Source organism: Cytophagia bacterium CHB2, assembly GCA_030263535.1.
In the GTDB taxonomy this organism is placed as follows: domain Bacteria; phylum Zhuqueibacterota; class Zhuqueibacteria; order Zhuqueibacterales; family Zhuqueibacteraceae; genus Coneutiohabitans.
The window spans coordinates 1-2,291 of the sequence record SZPB01000604.1 but is presented as its reverse complement, the minus strand read 5'-3'; the positions used below and the strand labels follow the sequence as shown (position 1 = coordinate 2,291).

Below are 2,291 nucleotides of genomic sequence, written 5' to 3'. Positions count from 1 at the left end.
CTCGCTCGAAGCCGCGCCGGAAGCGATCGTCAACGAGTTGAGCCGCTACCTCAACGCCATGATCGAAGTGATTCACCGCCACGGCGGCATGATCGACAAATTCATCGGCGACAATGTCATGGCGGTATGGGGCTTCGAGCAGCAGGAGGAGCTGGCGATCAAGGCGCTCGATTGCGCGCTGGAAATGAACGAAGTCGCGCAGAAGTATTCCTTCGGCGGCAAACCCATCCGCATTGGCACGGGCTTGAATTACGGCACCGTGTTTTGCGGCAACGTCGGCAACGAGCATAAACGCCAATTCACCGTGCTGGGCCAGCCGGTGAATCTTGCGTCGCGCCTGGAAGCCTTGACGAAGCTCCTGGACTCCCCCATCGTAATCGGTGAAAGTTTTTATAATGAATTGCCATGGCCGCGCCAACGTCTGTTTCAAGCGCATCAAGAGGTGGAAGTGCGCGGCGTGGGTCCGATCACGTGTTATGCGCTGCGCCGTGAGCAGAACAACCGCAAAATCGTGCGCTGGGGGCTCATCGGCTGCGGCGATGTTACAGAAAAAAAAAGTGGCCCGGCCTTTCGCAAGGCAGCGCACAGCGACCTGCTGATGGTGATGCGGCGCGACGCGACGAAATGTGAAGACTATGCCCGGCGCCACGGCGTCAAGCATTGGACCACGAACGCCGAAGAGCTGATTCATCATCCCGCGATCGACGCGATTGCGATTGCCACCCCGCCGGACGCTCATTGCCACTACGCGCTGCTGGCCGCGGCTGCCGGCAAGCCGGCCATCGTCGAAAAGCCCATGGCGCGCAGTTATGCCGAATGCCTGCGCATGCTGCAGGCGTTCGAGCGCGCCGGCGTACCGCTGTTCGTGGCGTATTATCGCCGCGCCTTCCCCAAGTTTCAACATTTGCGCAGCGTGATCACGCGCGGCCGGTTGGGCGCGATCAAAAGCGTGCAATTGCGTTATCGCCGCCGCTTTCATCCGATCGATCCGAACAATGTGCCGTGGCGTTTCAATCCCGAGGTTGCCGGCGGCGGTTTGCTGTTCGATCTCGGCAGCCACGCCATCAACATTTTGCAGTATTTGTTCGAAGATATTCCCTGGCACATCGAATCTGCCGAGGTTGAGCCGGGTCTGGGCCCATTCAATGTTGAAAAAAGCGTCAAAACCATGATCACGATCGGCAACGATATTCCCGGCGATTTGTTGTGGGACTTTGCAGCAGACAAGGCCGAGGATTGGGTGTTGATCACCGGCGAAAAAGGCGAGGCTGAATTCAGCGTGTTTGCCGAACGGCCCTACACGATTACCACGCGCGCGGCCGGCTGGGAAACCTATCCCTTTCAAGCGCCCGAGCATGTGCAGCAGCCCTTCATTCAAATGGTGGTGAATCATCTCTGCTACGGCACGGAGGCGCCCTCCGGCGCGAAATCCGCTGCTATGACAAACTGGGTTATGGATAAAATCATGGGGCGGATTTGAGCTGAAGGCCTGGTTTCATCCACGTAATAGTTGAGATTGTCATCGGCATTTGCTATTGTTGTGCCGCCGGAATCTTTAATGCCGCCCTTGCAACCGGGTTTTCACAAAACGGAGCTGACGGCACGAATCGCGCTATTCATTTCTGATGACGTTCACAACCCATCCTAAAACTTTTGGAGGATTCAATCATGGCTTACACCTTCAAAGAGCTTAAACACAAAACCCTGGCCGAGCTGCGCGAGATTGCGAAAGGCATCCAGCACGAGGCGGTGCAGGGCTACACCCAGCTCAACAAAGAGCATCTGCTAAAAGCGCTGAGCGTCGCGCTCAACTTGCACGAGCATCACGAAGTGGTGGGGGTGGACAAAGCTGCGGTCAAGGCCAAAATCAAAGTCTTGAAAGTGGAACGGGAAAAAGCGCTCGCCGCGCACGATGGCAAGCAGCTCAAGGCAGTGCGCGAACGCATCCGGAATTTGAAAAAGAAATTGCGCAAGGCGATGGTATGAAACAAAAACGGCCTGGAAATTCCAGGCCGTTTTTAGTTGGCGGGAACGTGTGAGAATCGAACTCACCCTTCGACGCGCAGGCGCCGAAGCAACGGTTTTGAAGACCGCGGAGGCCACCAGGCTCCCATCCATTCCCGGAGATCGCGTAAAGTCGGGCTTGCGCTCAACCAGCGTGATGCATTGCAAGTCTTTCAAGCGCAAGCCCGATTTTCCCGCAGAACCGCGCTGAAACGGCGGCAAGCTAATAATTCACGCATCCAATTGCAAGCTTCGCTGCGCACGCATTTTGCTTTTGTTAGGCCGGT

Annotated in this window: 2 protein-coding genes; both read left to right on the top strand. The window is 56.6% G+C overall.

Annotated features, from left to right (window positions below; genetic code table 11):
- Window positions 1–1,480: hypothetical protein (locus FBQ85_29390; protein MDL1879246.1), on the top strand; the 1,480-nt coding region annotated here is incomplete at its 5' end.
- 188 nt (window positions 1,481–1,668) lie between these two features.
- Entirely contained in the window at window positions 1,669–1,986 is a 318-nt protein-coding gene (locus tag FBQ85_29385) for a hypothetical protein (protein MDL1879245.1), read from the top strand.
- The last annotated feature ends 305 nt before the right edge of the window (window positions 1,987–2,291 follow it).